The 14,992-nt window shown below is 73.1% G+C and carries 14 protein-coding genes; 3 read left to right on the top strand and 11 right to left on the bottom strand.

Annotated features, from left to right (window positions below; genetic code table 11):
• Positions 1-48: 48 nt before the first annotated feature.
• The 3 genes from ACIPEQ_RS12015 to ACIPEQ_RS12005 all read right to left on the bottom strand — a co-directional run bounded on the left by ACIPEQ_RS12015 (position 49) and on the right by ACIPEQ_RS12005 (position 4,217).
• A complete protein-coding gene (locus tag ACIPEQ_RS12015; RefSeq protein ID WP_209675637.1) occupies positions 49-789 on the bottom strand; it encodes an HlyD family efflux transporter periplasmic adaptor subunit in 741 nt (246 codons plus the stop codon).
• Entirely contained in the window at positions 786-2,714 is a 1,929-nt protein-coding gene (locus ACIPEQ_RS12010; RefSeq protein WP_402715355.1) for a glycosyltransferase family 2 protein, read from the bottom strand. The genes ACIPEQ_RS12015 and ACIPEQ_RS12010 overlap by 4 nt, the downstream gene beginning before the upstream one ends.
• Before the next feature lie 468 nt (positions 2,715-3,182).
• Positions 3,183-4,217, bottom strand: coding sequence for an aldo/keto reductase (locus ACIPEQ_RS12005; RefSeq protein ID WP_402715354.1), 1,035 nt, complete (start codon positions 4,215-4,217; stop codon positions 3,183-3,185).
• A gap of 133 nt (positions 4,218-4,350) precedes the next feature.
• On the opposite strand from ACIPEQ_RS12005, the gene ACIPEQ_RS12000 reads away from it, so the two are divergent.
• A complete protein-coding gene (locus ACIPEQ_RS12000; RefSeq protein WP_402715353.1) occupies positions 4,351-4,896 on the top strand; it encodes a TetR/AcrR family transcriptional regulator in 546 nt (181 codons plus the stop codon).
• A 56-nt stretch (positions 4,897-4,952) separates the two neighbouring features.
• On the opposite strand, the gene ACIPEQ_RS11995 is transcribed toward ACIPEQ_RS12000, so the two are convergent.
• A complete protein-coding gene (locus ACIPEQ_RS11995; protein ID WP_354026602.1) occupies positions 4,953-5,873 on the bottom strand; it encodes a LysR family transcriptional regulator ArgP in 921 nt (306 codons plus the stop codon).
• 70 nt (positions 5,874-5,943) lie between these two features.
• On the opposite strand from ACIPEQ_RS11995, the gene ACIPEQ_RS11990 reads away from it, so the two are divergent.
• Entirely contained in the window at positions 5,944-6,687 is a 744-nt protein-coding gene (locus tag ACIPEQ_RS11990) for a LysE/ArgO family amino acid transporter (protein ID WP_402715352.1), read from the top strand.
• Positions 6,688-6,857: 170 nt separating this feature from the next.
• Here ACIPEQ_RS11990 and ACIPEQ_RS11985 read toward each other — a convergent pair whose 3' ends face one another.
• From ACIPEQ_RS11985 to ACIPEQ_RS11965, 5 genes are all read right to left on the bottom strand, one after another.
• Positions 6,858-8,333 (bottom strand): amino acid permease, encoded by a 1,476-nt coding sequence (locus tag ACIPEQ_RS11985; RefSeq protein WP_209675641.1) that lies wholly within the window; start codon positions 8,331-8,333, stop codon positions 6,858-6,860.
• Between the two features lie 164 nt (positions 8,334-8,497).
• Positions 8,498-9,388 (bottom strand): hypothetical protein, encoded by an 891-nt coding sequence (locus tag ACIPEQ_RS11980; RefSeq protein WP_402715351.1) that lies wholly within the window; start codon positions 9,386-9,388, stop codon positions 8,498-8,500.
• Positions 9,389-9,443: 55 nt separating this feature from the next.
• The gene (locus ACIPEQ_RS11975) at positions 9,444-10,361 is read right to left on the bottom strand and encodes an alpha/beta fold hydrolase (RefSeq protein ID WP_402715350.1); all 918 of its coding nucleotides are present in this window, start codon (positions 10,359-10,361) and stop codon (positions 9,444-9,446) included.
• A gap of 179 nt (positions 10,362-10,540) precedes the next feature.
• Positions 10,541-11,152: a methylated-DNA--[protein]-cysteine S-methyltransferase gene (locus tag ACIPEQ_RS11970; RefSeq protein ID WP_402715349.1), complete on the bottom strand. Its 612-nt coding sequence runs from the start codon at positions 11,150-11,152 to the stop codon at positions 10,541-10,543.
• On the bottom strand, positions 11,149-12,741 hold the full coding sequence (locus ACIPEQ_RS11965; protein ID WP_402715615.1) for an AlkA N-terminal domain-containing protein: 1,593 nt from the start codon (positions 12,739-12,741) through the stop codon (positions 11,149-11,151). Before ACIPEQ_RS11965 ends, ACIPEQ_RS11970 begins: the two co-directional genes overlap by 4 nt.
• Before the next feature lie 321 nt (positions 12,742-13,062).
• Here ACIPEQ_RS11965 and ACIPEQ_RS11960 point away from each other — a divergent pair, with 321 nt between their 5' ends.
• Complete coding sequence (locus tag ACIPEQ_RS11960) at positions 13,063-13,560, top strand: molybdenum cofactor biosysynthesis protein (RefSeq protein ID WP_402715614.1); 498 nt, start codon at positions 13,063-13,065, stop codon at positions 13,558-13,560.
• Positions 13,561-13,692: 132 nt separating this feature from the next.
• Here the strand turns inward: ACIPEQ_RS11960 and ACIPEQ_RS11955 are convergent, their stop codons facing one another.
• The gene (locus tag ACIPEQ_RS11955; protein ID WP_402715348.1) at positions 13,693-14,238 is read right to left on the bottom strand and encodes a type 1 glutamine amidotransferase domain-containing protein; all 546 of its coding nucleotides are present in this window, start codon (positions 14,236-14,238) and stop codon (positions 13,693-13,695) included.
• An 89-nt stretch (positions 14,239-14,327) separates the two neighbouring features.
• Positions 14,328-14,981, bottom strand: coding sequence for an HAD-IA family hydrolase (locus ACIPEQ_RS11950; RefSeq protein ID WP_402715347.1), 654 nt, complete (start codon positions 14,979-14,981; stop codon positions 14,328-14,330).
• Positions 14,982-14,992 lie beyond the last annotated feature (11 nt).

Raw genomic sequence — 14,992 nt, 5'->3', positions numbered from 1 at the left:
GCGTGCGCCCGCAGGGCGGCCGTCGGTGCGCAGGTGGTGCCGCACCGGCTACAGCCCGATCTGCCGCGAGAAGTCGCGGACGGCGTCGGTGACGCCCGCCAGCGTGCCGTCGTCGCGCAGGTGCAGGGTCGCGTCGACCGGCGTCCCGGGGCTCGTGATGCCCGACGACGGCGAGGCCGACAGCTCGGGGCTCTCGACGTCGACGGTGGTCTTCGCCTTGCCGGCGTCGTTCGTCTCCACGCTCACGTTCTTCACGGTGCCGGTGATCGTGCGGTCGTCGGGCAATCGGAGCTCGACCTCGGCGCCGTTCTGGATCCGGCCGTAGTCGCGCGGGGTGACCGTGAACTCCGACGTGACGAACAGGCTGTCCTGCTTGTGGATGGTGCCGAGCTCGGAACCCGCCTGCACGTACCCGCCGGTCTTCACGTCGACCTTCGCGACGGTGCCGGAGACCTCGGCCGTGAACGTGATGAACCCGTCCTCGCCGATGTCGTACGCGCTCGTCTGCGTGTCCGCGCCGACGACGCCCTTCCGGATGTCCTGGGCGAGCTGCAGGCTCTGCACCTGCAGGAGCTTCTCGCCCTTGGTGACGGAGTCGCCCTCCTGGACGTACTCCTCGGTGACCGTGCCGCCGTAGTCGGTGCCCACGGCGTACTCCTGCGCGGCGATCGCGGCCGAGGTGCTGGCCACGGCGCTCTGCCGCTGGTTGAAGACGAGCGTGCACGCGGCGACGATCACCAGGACGACCACGAGGCCGCCGAACAGTCGGAGTCGGTTGGTCCAGGTCATGCGCGGGGTCCGTCCTGCATCTGCATCGCGACGCCGGCGATCGCGGCGCGCTGGGGTTCGAGGGTGTCGGGTCGGACGACGGTCGTCCGGACCGGGCTGGCCGGCGCCTGGGCCAGCAGTGCCGCCGGACGGGCCGGCTCGCCGCGGTCGCGCGCACGGTCGGCCACGCGGTTCCGGGCCTGCTCGCGGAACGCCGCGACGATGAAGGCGAGGAAGACCAGGGTGTTCGTGATGTTCCAGGCGGTCGCGAGCGTGAACTGGCCGTTGCCGGTGTCGCGCCAGACCGCCACGACGCTCGTCAGGGCGAGGAACACGAAGACGAGCACCTGCGGGACGATGAAGTTGAACGGCGACGGTGTCCGGCCGCGGTCCGCACCCGTGACGTGCCAGGCCTGCTCCTTGCCGCACAGGACGTTCCAGAGCGCGCTCGCGTAGATCGGGAACGACACGGCGGCGAGCAGGAGCGTCTCGTAGCGGAACGAGCCGAGCGCGTAGAAGGCCAGGACGACCTGCATGAGGTAGAAGCCGAGGTAGAACAGCACCCACTCACCGGCACCGATCGACAGGTTCATCGGGCGCAGGTCGAAGAAGATCTCGAGCGGCGGCACCAGGAGCAGCAGGCCCGGGACGATGCCCGTCAGGTAGAAGCTCGCGGTGACCAGGTACTGCAGTCGCTGGTCCATGGTCAGGCGGTGCTTCGGGTTGAACGGGAAGTGCGTGAGCAGGATCTCGAACCCGCCGGTCGCCCAGCGCAGCTGCTGCTTCGTGAAGCCCTCGATCGTCTCGGGAGCGTCGCCGACGGCCAGGGTCATCGGGATGAACACCGACTTCCAGCCGCGTTCGTGCAGCATCAGGCTGGTCCAGACGTCCTCGGACTTCGAGTCGGTGTGCATGCCGCCGATGTCGTCGATCGCGCTGCGGCGGAAGATGACGTTGGTGCCGACGCAGAAGGCCGCGTTGAAGCGGTTCCGGCCGGGCTGGATGAACTTGTAGAACACCGTCTGCATGTAGCCGGCGCCGCGGGACACCAGGTTGTGCAGGTTGCCGTAGGTCTGCGGTGTCTGCACGAAGGCGATGGTGTCGTCCGCGAAGAACGGCACGGTCTCGAACAGGAACTCCGGCTCGGGGACGAAGTCGGCGTCGAACACGGCGTAGTAGTCGCCCTTGGCCAGGGTCAGGGCGTGGTTGATGTTGCCGGCCTTGGCGCCGTGCGACGACAGGCGGCGGACGTACCGCGCGCCGAGCTGCGCGGCGAGTGCCTGCACGTCGTCGCTCCGACCGTCGTCGAGCACCCAGGTCCGGTGCTCGCCGCGCATCGCGACCGCTGCCCGGACGGTGGCCGCGATCTTCGACAGCTCCTCGCCGTAGACCGTGATGAACACGTCGACCTCGACCCGGCGGCCGCGCACGTGCATCGGCCAGCGGTGCGGCTGGTCGGTGAGCCCGTCGCGCTCGATCGTGTCCCGGTCGAACAGGGTGTCCTGCGTGTGGTGGAACGCGAAGTCCCGGGGGTCGGCGCCGCCGGACAGGATCGTCCACATCGACAGCAGCGCCTGGCCGACCAACACGCTCTCCGCGATGATCACCAGGCCGTACGGCAGGAGGTCGCCGCGGTTCGCCGGGTCGAGGAGGAACACCGCGTAGGCCATCACGCCCAGGGTCGCGACGAGCACGATGAGCACCATGACGGGGCTGTGCGCGCGGCTCTCCGACCGGGGTCGCACGTGCTGGACCTGCTCGGTCAGCCGGCCTCGGCGCGCAGGCTCCGGGTCGCGGGGGGTGAGCTGCGGCGGGAGCAGCTGCGGCTGCGGTCGCTGCTGCTGGACGGGCCGGGCCACGTCGGGGGACTGCGGTGGCGCGCTCCGGCGGTGCTGCGGAGGACTGGCGTCCGGGCGCGAGCGACGGACGTCCGTGGGTGCGGACATGAGGATCTCCTGTCGGGTCGGGAGAGACTCACGGCCCACAGGCAGGGACGCCGACGGGTCGCGAGACGGGCGTCGGCGACTGTGGCGACATGGGCCGGACCGTTCGGGGGTCCGGCTCGGCGGGGGGACCAGGGATCCTGCGCCGGGGAGGTCGCGACCGAGGGTGCGGTCGCGGAGTTCGGTGTGTCGAGAGCGGTCGTGCGACGACGGCCCGTGCCGTCGGTCGTCAGCGACACTACGACCCGCTCGACGCGCTCGTGTGTCCGTCCGGTGAATCCCGCAGGACCCCGCCGCTTCTTGCGGTTTCCCGCATCTCGGCGGTGCGGGGCTGGGGTGACGCCGGCTCCCCGGCCCGTTCCCCCCTCCCGCCCTACCGCTCCCGCGAAACGCAACGAAGGCGGTTGCTCGCAGCGGTACAGCGCTGCGAGCAACCGCCGGGGTTGCGTTCTGCGAGAGGGGGTCGGGGGATCAGGCGGCGGAGCGCTCGGCGGCCGGACGACGGCGGAGCTCGGGTCGCAGGAGCGCGGGCGGCTGGTACTGCTGGTCGAGCCGCGTGACGTCGGTGCCCGGCGGGACGATCGCGTCGATGCGGTCGAGCACCTCGTCGGAGAGCGCGACGTCCGCCGCCGCCAGCAGGTCGTCGAGCTGCTCGACCGACCGCGGCCCGATCAGCGCGCTGGTGACGCCGGGGTGCGCGATCGCGAAGGCGAGGGCGAGGTGGGTCGTGGGGATGCCGGTCTCCTCGGCCAGGGCGACGACCTGCTCCACGGCGTCGATCCGCCGGTCGTCCTGGTCGTGGCGGAACATGCCCGCCCGCGACAGGTCGTTCTGCTGTCCCCGACGGAAGCGCCCGGTCAGCATGCCGCCGGCGAGCGGGCTCCACACCAGCGTTCCCATGCCGTGGCGCTGGGCGACCGGCAGGACCTCGCGCTCGATGCCGCGGCTGAGGATCGAGTAGGTCGGCTGCTCGGACCGGAAGCGCTCGAGGCCGCGCCGCTCGGAGGTCCACTGCGCCTCGACCTGCATCGATGCGGGGAAGTCCGACGAGCCGATGGCACGCACCTTGCCGCTCCGGACGAGGTCGGTCAGGGCGGACAGGGTCTCCTCGAGGTCCACGCTGTCGTCGGGGCGGTGCGCCTGGTACAGGTCGATGTGGTCGGTCTGCAGGCGGCGGAGCGAGTCCTCCACCGCGCGCATGATCCACCGGCGGGAGTTGCCGCGGCGGTTCGGGTCCTCCCCCATCGGTCCGTTGAACTTCGTGGCGAGGACGACGTCGTCGCGCCGGCCCTTGATCGCCTTGCCGACGAGGACCTCGGACCCGCCCTGCGAGTAGCGGTCCGCGGTGTCGATGATGTTGATGCCGGCGTCGAGCGCGCGGTGGACGATGCGGATCGAGTCCTGCTCGTCGCCGTTGCCGATGCGACCGTCGGTGCCGAGCATCATCGCTCCGAGCGCGAAGGGGCTGACCTGGATGCCGGTGCGGCCGAGGGTGCGGTACTGCATGATGGTGCCTCCTGTCGGTGGCGTCCCGAGGCCGGTCGTCGTAGGCTGGCGCGAAGCGGAACGCTCTTCCGCAACGATACGGAACGCCGTTCCGTTTCCGCAAGCCCTCACCGCGATCCTGTTCGGAGGAACCGTGCGCGCCGATGCCCGCCGCAATCTCGACGCCCTGGTCGACGCTGCCCGCCAGGTGTTCGCCGACCAGGGCGTCGACGCTCCCGCCAAGGTGATCGCCGACCTCGCCGGCGTCGGTGTCGGCACGCTCTACCGCCACTTCCCCCAGCGCTCCGACCTGGTGGTCGCGGTGTTCCAGCAGGCCGTCGAGGAGTGCGCCGACGCCGCCGCGGACCTCGCCGACCACCACGAGCCGGACGAGGCCCTCGCGCTCTGGCTCCAGCGGTTCACCGGGTTCGTCGCGACGAAGCGCGGGCTCGCTGCGGCGCTCCAGTCCGGTGACCCGGCGTTCGAGGGACTCCACCCCTGGTTCATCGGCCGACTCGGCGGGGCGCTGACCGGACTGCTCGACGCAGCCTCGGCAGCGGGGACCATCCGCACCGACATCGACGCCACGCAGCTGCTCCGCGCGGTCGCCGACCTCTGCCACGGGGCACCGACGACCGAGCAGAGCCAGCAGCTGGTCGGGCTGCTCGTCGACGGGCTGCGCTGGCGGGCGACCGTCTGACCGGGCACCCCCGGCGGGGTCCGCGGCCCGCCGGGAGGCGCGGGGAGCGTCCGCGGTCAGCCCGGCTGGTGCAACCGCTCGCGCGCGGTGGCCCGCACGGCCTCGGTCACCCGTTCGAGCAGCGGTGACGCCAGGTTCCACCGCTGCCACCACAGCGCCACGTCGGCCCGGCGCCCGGGCGTCAGCTCGACGAGCGCACCGCTGCGCAGGCCGTCGAGGCACTGGGCCTCGGGCAGCATCCCCCACCCGAAGCCGAGCGACACCGCGCGCGCGAAGTCCGCCGAGGTCGGGACGAAGTGTCGCGGCCCACGAGGGGCGTGCCCGAGGACCCGGCGGAGGTACCCCTGCTGCAGGTCGTCGTCGCGGTCGTAGTCGACGAGCGGGACGGCGTCCAACCGCACGGTCATCTGCCGCTCCGACGCCGCTCCGGCCAGGTACCGGTCGACGAAGGCGGGCGAGGCGACGGCTCGGTAGCGGTCGATGCCGAGCGGCACGGACGAGCAGCCCTGCACGGGGTCGGCCTCGGCGGTGACCGCGGCCATCACCGTGCCGGCGCGCAGGAGTTCAGCGGTGCGGTCCTGGTCCTCGCGGTGCAGGTCGAACACGACCTCGGTGTCCGCCCGGACGAGCGCGAGGGCGTCGAGGAACCACGTGCCGAGCGTGTCCGCGTTCACCGCGAGCGGGATCGACGGCACGACGGGGGCGTCGGCGTCCCCGCCCGCGCCGAGCGCCCGGGCGGTCTCGTCCTCGAGGAGCCTGGCCTGCCGCGCGTGCCGGAGCACCACCGCGCCGTCGGCTGTCGGCGCGACGGGTGTCGTGCGCTGGAGCAGGACCCGTCCGAGCTGCTGCTCCATCGCCTTGATCCGTTGCGACACTGCGGACGGCGTGATCGCGAGCGCCCGGGCCGCTGCGTCGAGGGTGCCGTGGTCGACCGCGGCGAGGAGCGTCTCGAGGTGGTCCCGTTGCAGACGGAGCATGCAGCAGAGCTTACGGTGCTGCAGGAACGTGAGCTGGACTGAACCACGTGCGACTCCTAGCGTCGGGACCGTGACCGCGCTCCTCCCCCTGCTCTCCGGCCTCGGCACCGGCCTCGCCCTGATCGTCGCCATCGGTGTGCAGAACGCCTACCTGCTCCGCCTCGCCGTCAGCGCGCCGGTGCGGGTCGTCGCCGCCGCGGTCGCCGTCTGTGCCGTGTCGGACGCGGTGCTCATCGTCGCCGGGGTGTTCGGCGTCGGGGTGGTCGTCGAACGGTTCCCCGTCGCGCTCGTGGTGGTGCGGTTCGTCGGCTCGGCGTTCCTCGTCGTGTACGGGGTGCTCGCGGCCCGACGGGCGTTCCGTCCCAGCGGGGAGGCCATGGCCGTCGAGCAGGACGCGGCGGACGACGGTGTGGTGGCCCCGGCGACGGCCGCACCGGCGGGACGGGCGGAGGAGGAGCCTCCCGGCCGGAGCTCGACGCCCGCGGTCGCGACCCGGACCGCCACCGCGGCACGCGCGGTCCCGACCCTCGGCGCGGCAGTCGCGACGATGCTCGTGTTCACGTGGGCGAACCCGCACGTGTACCTCGACACGCTCGTGTTCCTCGGCTCGGTGGCGAACCAGCAGGGCGTCGACGACCGCTGGTGGTGGACCGTCGGCGCGGTCGCCGCGAGCTGCCTCTGGTTCGGCGCGCTCGGGTTCGGGGGACGGCTGCTCCGCCCGCTGTTCGCGAAGCCGCTCACGTGGCGGGTCTTCGACGGGCTCGTCGCCGTCGTGATGCTGTCCTTCGGTGTCACACTCGCCGTCGGGGCCTAGGGGCGCGGCCGGCGGCGGGCGCGCCGCGGACGCGGGGCACGCGGCCCCCGGCACGGCGGGCCGCGGCGCGAGCTGCTCCGGCACAACCAGAAGCACCTCGCGCCACGGCGATCCGTGGCGCGAGGTGCTTCCCGTTGTGCGCGCGGCGAGGCCGCGGATGGGCCCGCCCGCTACTGCAGGCCCTTGCCCACCCGGCTGTTGCGTCGGCTGTACCCGAAGTAGATTGCGAACCCGATCGCCAGCCACACGATGAAGCGCAGCCAGGTCTCGACCTCGAGGTTGAGCATCAGCCAGAAGCAGAGCACCGCCGAGAGGATCGGCAGCACCGGCACCCACGGCACCCGGAAGGCACGGGGCGCGTCCGGGCGGGTCTTGCGCAGCACCACGATGCCGATCGACACGAGCACGAACGCCGAGAGCGTGCCGATGTTGATCATGCCCTCGAGGCGCTCCACCGCGGTGAAGCCGGCGATGAACGCCACGACGACACCGGCGACGACCTGCACCCGCACGGGCGTCTGCGTCTTCGGGTTCGTCTTCGAGAACCAGCGCGGCAGCAGTCCGTCGCGGCTCATCGAGAACACGATGCGCGACAGGCCGAGCAGCAGGACCATGACGACCGTCGTCAGGCCGATCAGCGACCCGATGGCGATGATGCCGGCCGCCCACGGCAGCCCGACGATGTCGAACGCCGACGCGAGGGACGGTGCTTCCTCGTCGGCGAGACGCTGGTACGACACCATGCCCGTGATGACGATGCTGACGCCGATGTAGAGCAGCGTGACGATGCCGAGTCCGATGAAGATGCCACGGGGCAGAGTCTTCTGCGGGTTCTCGGTCTCCTCGGCGCTCGTCGCGACGACGTCGAAGCCGATGAACGCGAAGAACACGAGCGAGGCCGCGGCGAGCAGGCCGAAGACGCCGTACTGGGCCGGTGCCTGACCGGTGACGAACGACACGAGCGACTGGGTCAGGACGCCGCCCTCGGCACCCTTGGACGGCTCCGCCGGCGGGACGAACGGCGCGAAGTTCGCAGCCTTGACGAAGAACGCACCGGCGACGATGACGAAGACGACGATCGCGACCTTGATGACCGTGATGACGGCCGAGACCCGCGACGACAGACGCGTCCCGAACGCGAGCAGCAGCGTGAAGACGCCGACGATGAGGACCGGGCCCCACGTGAAGCCGATCGGGCCGAGCTGGATCGTGTCGGGGAGGTCGATGCCGAAGACCCCGAACGCGGTGCTCAGGTAGATGCCCCAGTACTTCGCGATGACGGCGCTCGCGGTCAGGGTCTCGAGGATGAGGTCCCATCCGACGATCCACGCGAGCAGCTCGCCCATCGTGGCGTAGGTGAAGGTGTACGCGGAGCCGGCGACCGGGATGGTCGAGGCGAACTCGGCGTAGCACATGATGGCGAGGCCGCACGTGACGGCGGCGAGCAGGAACGAGATGATGACGCTCGGCCCGGCGAAGTTCGCAGCGGCGTTCGCGCCGACCGAGAAGATGCCGGCGCCGACGGCGACCGCGATGCCCATCGCGGCGATGTCGAACGTCTTGAGGGACCGCTTGAGCGAGCGGCCCTTCTCCTCGGAGTCGGCGAGGGAGGCCTCGATCGACTTGATGCGGAGCGGTGATGCCATGGGGGTTCCCGTCAAACGACTGGCGGTGGACCCCGTGAGGGTACTGGTGTACCACCCCGGCTCGCAAACGGCGCCGCCCCGTCGTGCGTCCCAGTGGCACCAGCCGTCCGGACGGGAGGCACGGTGTCCGTCCGCCCCGGTCGTCGCCCGCGCAGCGGTGCGGGTCAGGCCCCGTGGCGCCAGTCGTGCAGGAAGCGCGCGCCCGCCTCGTCGTGGATGATCCCGTCGGGAGCGGTGAGCACCGGGTACGGCGTCACCGGCACCCCGTCCGAAGGTCGGACGTCCACGTGCGCGACGTCGTGCCCGTTGGCGTGCAGCCAGTCAGCCATCGCGTAGTCGCTCCGGGAGTCGCCGACGGTCCGCCAGGTCACCGGGAGCTCCCCGTCCTGCGCGAGCAGCTCGAGGGCACGCTCGGCACCCATGTCCTTCCCGGACCGGTCCGACTCGACGTCGGTGGAGATGATCGTCGGGTCGACCCGCCACTGCACGGCACCGTCGGCGTCCGGCCGGACGTCGTCGAGTCGGCGGACACCGAGCCCGCGCCGCTCGAGCGCCGCCATCGCCTTCGCGTCGAACTCGGCCTGGCGGGCGAGGTACGCGGCGTTCGACACCTCCACGCGCTGCTCGATCGAGACCATCGCGTGCTTCGTCTCGTCGAAGAACACCAGGTCGGCGTACTCGTCGCGGACGAGGTCGCGCATCTCGTCGGCGAAGTCCCGCGGGAGCGCGAGGTCCTCGGCGATCACCAGGTCGCTCATCCCGCCCTCGTACTGCGGGCCGATCGAGCACCAGACGGCACCCTTCTCGCACACCGCGTGGACACGGCCGCCCTCGGCGAGCCCTCCGGCGACGAGCGGACCGACGACCTGCTCGCGGATGAACGCGTCGCTGCGGCCGGTGTTGAAGACGATCGGGACGCCCTCGGCGGCGAGCGCGACGAGGTCGGCCACGATCGAGGGGATCGCGATCGTGCGGGTCACCGGGCTGGCGATGGGTCCGTCGACGTCGAGCAGCAGGCCGAGGCGGGGAGCAGTCACGTCCCCATCCTCTCGCATGCACGATGCACGCCAGTCCGCTCGGGAATCGGGGCTCGGGACTCGGGCGGTCGGGTCACTCGGGCGCCGGGAGCCCGACGAACCGGTCGACCAGGTGACGGAGCACGCTCGGCTCCGGTACGTGCCCCTGACCCGGGACGACGAGGTGCCGCGCACCGGGCACCGCCTCGGCGAGTGCGACCGAGGCCTGCCGCATCCACTCCGCTCCGCGGTCGCCGGAGGCCACGAGCACCGGCACGCCGACCGATGCGGCCACCCGCTCGGGCACGGAGAGGCCGTTGAGCACCCGGACGTCCCGGGCGAGCACGTGGGCGTCGGCCAGGAGCGACCGCCAGAGGCCGGGCTTGAGACGGGCCGCCGTGATGTGCGGGATCGGGACGCCGAGCACCCGCGACAGGAACGCCCGCACCGCCTGGGCGCGGCGTCCGGCTGCGACGTGCCCGTCGAGGAAGTCCGCGAAGAGCACGTCGTCGCCCTGCGGGTCGACCGAGGCGCGGTACGGCGGCTCCCAGAGCACCGCGCGACCGAACGGCACGCCGGTCGCGAGGCCACGCAGGACCACGCCGGCACCGACGCACCACCCCACGGCGTCGACCGGGCCACCCACCGATGCCGCGACCGCGGCCAGGTCCTCGACCTCGCGCTGGACCGACCACGGTGCCGTGTCCCCGCTCGCACCCCGACCACGTCGGTCGTACGTGACGACCCGGTAGCGGTCGTGGAGCGCGGCGACGATCCGGTCGGTCGTCGGGCTGCCGTGGTGGTCCCACGCGCCGCCGACCAGCACCAGGGCGGGCCCGGAACCGCTCTCGGCGACCGCGAGCACCGTGCCGTCGGCGGACACGACCGTGCGGTCGACGTGCCCGAGATCGTGCCCGGGGTCGCGCCCGGAGTCGCGCCCGGGACCTCCGGGTGGACGCTCGGGTGACCGCCGGGGCGGCTGTCCGGGCGGGGCGTGCTGGTCGGCGGGCATGGGTCCTTCCGAGGTGCGCGACGGCGCTGCGTCGGGTCCTGCGGACGGACCGTGCGGGTCGGTACCCAGAGCATGACAGTCCGGGCCGTGAGCGTCACCACCCGCAACCAGGGGGAGCGCTCCACGTTCCCTGTGCAACCTGCTCGACAGCCCGGCTCGGTGCGGGGTGCCGGACCGCCTCAGACCAGTGCGGTCACGCCGACCGACTCACGCTCCAGCAGGGATCGCTTGACGTCGAGGCCCCACGCGAAGCCGCCGAGCGTCCCGTCGGACCGCAGCACCCGGTGACAGGGCACGAACAGCGCCGGGGCGTTCCGGGCGCAGACGCTCGCTGCCGCACGGACGGCGTCCGGTCGTCCCATGGCCGCCGCGAGCTCGGTGTACGTCAGGACGGAGCCGGCCGGGATCGCGCGGAGCTGCCGCCAGCCCTCCGTGAAGAGTTCGGTGCCGTGCTGGCGGACCGGGACCCGCATCGCCGCCTCGACGTCGCCCGCGTAGAAGGCCTCGACCGCCTCGGCAGCGCGCACCCGGCCGTCGGTCAACCGACGGGGGCGGTGCCGATCGGCCAGCCGCGCGAGCAGCCGGGCGGAGTCGTCGGTCCACCCCGACGCGAGCACGTGACCCTCGGCGTCCTCGAGCACGGTGAACGGGCCGTCGGGGGTGTCGAGCGTCTGGATGGTCGCCGCGGGCTCGGGCAGCCCGGGTCCGGACACTCCGGGCGCGGTCGCGGTCGCGGTCGTGGTCGCGTCGGATGCGACCACGTCGGGTCCGGTCGTCGTGGGGTCGGTCATGGGGTCTCCTCCTGGTGGTCCGTCGCGGCGGCCGCCTCCGCCGCCGCGCTCGCGCGGTCGACGATCGGACGCCAGCAGTGCATCGTCAGGTAGCTCCGCCACGGCGCCACCTGCTCCGACCGTAGGGACAGCTCGCGGGCGGCACCGGGCAGTCCGAGTTCCTGTGCACCGTTCCGCACGGCGAGGTCGCTGTGCAGGAACACGTCCGGGTGGTGTCGGACCCGGAGGGCCACGTAGTCGGCCGTCCAGGGTCCGATGCCCCTCACCGCCAGGAGCCCGGCGCGCAGCTCCGCGATGGACTGGCCCGCGTCGACGACGAGCGACCCCTCGGCGAGCGCCACGGCGACGCGCAGGATGGTGTCCACCCGCGCCGCAGGTCCCCGCAGGACCTCGTGCCCGCGGGCCGCGATCGACGCGGCGGTCGGGAACAGCAGCCCGTCCTCGGCCAGGCCGGGGTCGACGGGCTCCCCCAGTGCCGCCACGAGCCGGGTCTGCGCGGTGCGCGCAGCGGCCACGGAGACCTGCTGCCCGATCAGGGTGCGGACGACGATCTCGTGCGCGTCCACGGCACCGGGCATGCGGATGCCCGGGACCCGTGCCACCGCCGGGGCGAGCACCGGGTCCGCCGCGAGGACCGCGTCGACCGCCTCGGGATCGGCGTCGAGGTCGAACAGGGCCCGCACCCGCGCCACGAGGGTCGGCAGGTCGGAGAGCGTCGTGAGCCGGACCCGCAGGGCGACCCCGACGCGCCCCGCGCCCCGGCCGGTCCGGTCGGCGGCGGGGGCCGATGCGGTGAAGCGGGCCGGGCCTCCCGGCAGGGTGACGAGGCGACCGTAGGCCGTGACGCGGCCCGAGGCGTCCCGCTCGACGTGCTCCAGCCCCGGCAGCGCGTGGAGCGCGTGCCAGTCGAGCAGGCCCTGCAGGTCGAACGGCGGACGGGCCGGGAGGTGCACGTGCAGCCAGCCGTCGTCGGCCGTCGCCGGGCCGTCCGCCCGCCGGGCGCGGAGCTCGGAGGGGGTGAGGGCGAAGACCTCGCGGACGGTGTCGTTGAACTGCCGCACGCTCGAGAACCCGGACGCGAACGCCACGTCGGCCACCGGCAGGTCCGACGAGGTCAGCAGCGTCCGCGCGGTCTGCGCACGGTGCGCCCGGCTGAGGGCCTTCGGTCCGGCCCCGAGCTCCTCGGTCAGGATGCGGTTCAGCTGCCGCTCGGAGTAGCCGACGCGGCCGGCGAGGCCGGGCACGCCCTCGCGTTCGACGACGCCGTCGAGGACGAGGCGCACGGCGCGGCCGGCGACGTCCTCGCGGAGGTCCCACTCCGGGCTGCCCGGCGTCGCCTCGGGCAGACAGCGCTTGCAGGCGCGGAAGCCGGCGAGGTGCGCGGCGGCGCTGGTGCGGTAGAAGGTGACGCCCTCGGCGCGCGGGGTCCGGGCGGGGCAGCTCGGGCGGCAGTAGATGCCGGTGGAGTGCACGGCGGTGACGAACTGGCCGTCGAACCGGGCGTCGCGGGAGGCGACGGCGCGGTGACGCTCGGCGTGCAGCTCTGCGGGCTGCGCGTCGGGCTGCGGCTCCGTGTGCGGTGCGGGGATCGTCACGCCGTCAGCCTGGCACGCACCCCCGACGGTCACTGGCGGGAATCGGACACGGCAGTGGGGCGGCGGGGCCGGCCGGGAGGCCGTGCCGCGTCGAGACGGCGGCGTCACGTCGAGACGCACCGTCCGTGTCGAGACGCCGCGGGATCCGGCGGCGTCTCGCGGCCCGCGGGGCGTCTCGCGCGCACGCCCGCGTCTCGCGTCCGCTCCGATCGCTCGGGGCGGCCGGGAGGCACGACTACCGTGGGCGCCGTGACCTCCGTCGACCCCGTGGCCGGCCCCGGCGACCTGCCCTTCCGCACCGACGTCGAGGTCGCGATGCTGCTCGTCTCACCGCGCCACCGGTACGAGGGGCGCCCGGCGGACGGTGCGCTGCCCGCCGAGGGTCCGGAGCTGCGCGACCGGATCGACCTCCGGGCGGGGCTCGGCATCGTGGGGGACCGCTACTTCGCCGCGCGGGCCCACGTCCACGCCACCGTGACCGTGATCGGGCTCGAGGGGCTCGACGCCGTGGGCGAGGCGGTGGGCGCTGCGGTCGACCCCGCGGCGACCCGGCGGAACGTGTACCTGCGCGGCGCCGACGTCGAGGCGCTCCGGGGCGAGCCGTTCTCGCTCGAGAGCCCGGGGGCCGGCGGCCCGGTGCGCTTCCGGGGGTACCGGCCGGCGAACCCGTGCGCGTGGATGGACCACGAGGTGGCACCGGGTGCCTTCCGGGCGATGCGGGGACGCGGCGGGGTGCGCTGTGACCCGGAGTCCGACGGTGTGCTGACGCTCGGCCCCGCGGTGCTCCGCACGGCACGGCCGGTCGCGCTCTGACGGCGTCGGCCCCGTCCCGCCCGGTCCGCCCGGTCCGCCCGTTCCGCCCGTTCCGCGAAACGCAACGTGGGCGGCACCTCGCAGCGCTGTAGCCCTGCGAGGTGTCGCCCACGTTGCGTGGTGCGAGCGGGGTCAGGCGGTGAGTGCCTGCTCGATCGCGTCGACGAAGGCGGGCAGGTCGTCGGGGTTGCGCGACGTGATCAGGCCGCCGTCGACCTGGACCTCCTGGTCGACCCACTCGGCGCCGGCGTTGCGCACGTCGGTCTGCAGCGAGGGGAACGAGGTGATGGTCTTGCCCTGCAGCACACCGGCCTCGATGAGGGTCCACGGGCCGTGGCAGATCGCGGCGACGGGCTTGCCCGCATCGGCGAAGGCCTTCACGAGTGCGACCGCGTCCGAGTCCTGGCGGATGGTGTCGGCGTTGATGGTGCCACCGGGGACGACCAGTGCATCGTAGTCGCCTGCACCGCTGACACTGCCGATGGTGGTGTCGACGGACACCGACTTGCCCGGGTCCTTGTCGCCGACGAGGGTCTCGATCGAACCGGACTCCTGCGCCGCCACCGTCACGTCGGCACCGCGCTCGCGGAGCTGGTCGGTGGGGACGACGATCTCGTCCTGCTCCACACCGTAGTTCGTCGCGATGACGAGGATCTTCTTGCCGTCGAGGGCTGCCATGGTCGCTCCTTCCGCTGCCGGGTGTCTCCCGGCGCGAGGACCACGGTCGTCCGCTCGCCCTGGGGACGTTCGCAGTCCGGAGCCGACGTTCAGCCCCGGATGCGGAAAGCGGACCCTTCGCGGACGACCTCGATGCCGTCGTACCCCGCGATGCGCGGCAGGCCCTCGGTGACCGGTCCCTCGAGCGTCCCGACGACGACGGTCGTCGCCCCGGAGGCGACGGCCGCCTCGACCCCGGCGGGAGCGTCCTCGAACGCCATGCAGCGCTCGGCCGGCACCCCCAGCAGGGCTGCGCCACGCAGGTAGCCCTCGGGGTGCGGCTTGCTCCGTTCGGCGTCCTCGGACGGCACGAGCGCCTCGGGCACGGCGACCCCCGCGGCAGTCATCCGCTCCACCGCGAGCGCCCGCGGAGCACTCGTGACGAGGGCGACGGGCACGCCGGTGTCGAGCAGGCGGCGCACGAACGCCGCCGCTCCCGGCACCTCGACGATGCCCTCGGTGTACCCGATCTCGGCGGCGATCATCGTCTCGACGATCGCCCGCTGCTCGTCCGGGGCCAGGTGCGGCAGGAAGCGCTGCACGGTGTCGATCGTCTGGCGGCCGTGCGAGAAGCCGAGGATCTCGGCGGGGTCGATGCCGTGCTCCGCCCCGAAGCGGCTCCATGCGTCCTCGACCACGGCGGTCGAGTCGACGAGCGTCCCGTCCATGTCGAACAGCACCCCGGACACCACGACGTCGATCACGTGTCCGACCC

Origin of the sequence: Curtobacterium sp. NPDC087080, from assembly GCF_044745105.1 — a bacterium.
In the GTDB taxonomy this organism is placed as follows: domain Bacteria; phylum Actinomycetota; class Actinomycetes; order Actinomycetales; family Microbacteriaceae; genus Curtobacterium.
The sequence above is the reverse complement of the archived record's forward strand: the minus strand, read 5'-3'. Positions and strand labels throughout refer to the sequence as shown.

Coding starts and splice junctions, on each gene's coding strand:
- ACIPEQ_RS12015 (WP_209675637.1), bottom strand. CDS start 789: ATGACCTGGACCAACCGACTCCGACTGTTCGGCGGCCTCGTGGTCGTC.
- ACIPEQ_RS12010 (WP_402715355.1), bottom strand. CDS start 2,714: ATGTCCGCACCCACGGACGTCCGTCGCTCGCGCCCGGACGCCAGTCCT.
- ACIPEQ_RS12005 (WP_402715354.1), bottom strand. CDS start 4,217: ATGCAGTACCGCACCCTCGGCCGCACCGGCATCCAGGTCAGCCCCTTC.
- ACIPEQ_RS11995 (WP_354026602.1), bottom strand. CDS start 5,873: ATGCTCCGTCTGCAACGGGACCACCTCGAGACGCTCCTCGCCGCGGTC.
- ACIPEQ_RS11985 (WP_209675641.1), bottom strand. CDS start 8,333: ATGGCATCACCGCTCCGCATCAAGTCGATCGAGGCCTCCCTCGCCGAC.
- ACIPEQ_RS11980 (WP_402715351.1), bottom strand. CDS start 9,388: ATGCGAGAGGATGGGGACGTGACTGCTCCCCGCCTCGGCCTGCTGCTC.
- ACIPEQ_RS11975 (WP_402715350.1), bottom strand. CDS start 10,361: ATGCCCGCCGACCAGCACGCCCCGCCCGGACAGCCGCCCCGGCGGTCA.
- ACIPEQ_RS11970 (WP_402715349.1), bottom strand. CDS start 11,152: ATGACCGACCCCACGACGACCGGACCCGACGTGGTCGCATCCGACGCG.
- ACIPEQ_RS11960 (WP_402715614.1), top strand. CDS start 13,063: ATGCTGCTCGTCTCACCGCGCCACCGGTACGAGGGGCGCCCGGCGGAC.
- ACIPEQ_RS11955 (WP_402715348.1), bottom strand. CDS start 14,238: ATGGCAGCCCTCGACGGCAAGAAGATCCTCGTCATCGCGACGAACTAC.